Below are 1260 nucleotides of genomic sequence, written 5' to 3' on the forward strand. Positions count from 1 at the left end.
GTTCGTGCATCTGTAGCCAAAAATCCAAATATATCAATAAAAATGTTAGAAAGACTAGCCATTGACAAAGAATATCTAGTTCGTCAAAGTGTTGCAGAAAATATCAAGACACCAGTAACAATATTAGAACAGCTTGTTAGAAATGAAATAGATAATATTGGCGCAACTGTAGTAAAAAATCCTCAATGTAATTTTCAAATTAAAGAAATTATCTTTAAAAGTTTCGGAAAATCTCAACAACCATCTTTATCCCGTTTAGCGGTTTTCTTAACTGACTATGCAGAAAGTGAAGATTTAGCAGCTAATTATAATTCTACATCTTGGTTAGAAAGATATGCGATCTCACAAAACTCTCAGACTCCTGATGATACTTTAAAACTATTAGCAAAAGACTGTAATCAAATTGTCAGAGCAACAGCTAAAGAAAGTCTGAAAAAACGTCAATCTTTACTAAACAAATAAAAGGAATTTTAATGATAATATTTCCATGAAGATTATTCACTACAAAAGATGGAAATTACAAGTGGATGTAGAAGCAACTCGTAATGCTTATAATTCGGTTACCTGAAGAAGAATAGCTAGTTTTTATAAAAATTGAGTTATGAAATATAAATTAAATCGACTAATTAGATTGAGAATAGTTACTACTGCTATCGTAATGTATTCTACAAAATATAATATTGCTACTGCACAATCTATATCTAATGAAAATTTAAAGAATAATTGCGATCGCCCTGTAACTCAAATAGAACTGAATAACTGTGCACATTTAGAATATCAAGAGGTAGACTTGAAATTAAATCAAGTTTATCAACAACTCAGAGAAAAAAGACAAAACCCTGAGCCAGAAAAACAACTAATAAATACTCAATTAGCTTGGCTTAAATTTAGAGATTTAAATTGTGAGTATGCTGCGAATAGATATCAAGGAGGATCGATGCAAACTCTGATATATTCTTCTTGTCTGACTCGCTTAACTCAAGAACGTATTCAGCATTTAGAATCTTATTTGAAGCCTTAAACAATTGAAAATTACTTTCTTCGATGAGAATTTGTTAGATCGTTTTCAATGTATTTGACTACTATTAATTTAATAATTAAATATTAATTTTAAATCCTGAAAGTGACTTTAACAGAAAAACTCTACAATCATCTAAATCAAATTACCAGAGAACGCGATCCTTATCTGGCTTCTGGAGGACATTTTTTCGTAAAAGAATATATTCGTCAGCAATTATCCCAATGGGGAGAGGTTACTAC

1 protein-coding gene and 2 pseudogenes are annotated in these 1260 nt (G+C 30.2%); all 3 read left to right on the top strand.

Translation table 11 applies throughout. The features are described 5' to 3' along the window. A pseudogene (locus H1P_RS33470) lies at window positions 1-462 on the top strand (hypothetical protein); the annotation flags it as partial. Between the two features lie 139 nt (window positions 463-601). Beyond that, window positions 602-1021 (top strand): lysozyme inhibitor LprI family protein, encoded by a 420-nt coding sequence (locus H1P_RS33475; RefSeq protein ID WP_144875817.1) that lies wholly within the window; start codon window positions 602-604, stop codon window positions 1019-1021. A 102-nt stretch (window positions 1022-1123) separates the two neighbouring features. Next, window positions 1124-1260: pseudogene (locus tag H1P_RS39695) on the top strand (peptidase M28); the annotation flags it as partial.

This window comes from Hyella patelloides LEGE 07179, assembly GCF_900659865.1.
In the GTDB taxonomy this organism is placed as follows: domain Bacteria; phylum Cyanobacteriota; class Cyanobacteriia; order Cyanobacteriales; family Xenococcaceae; genus Hyella; species Hyella patelloides.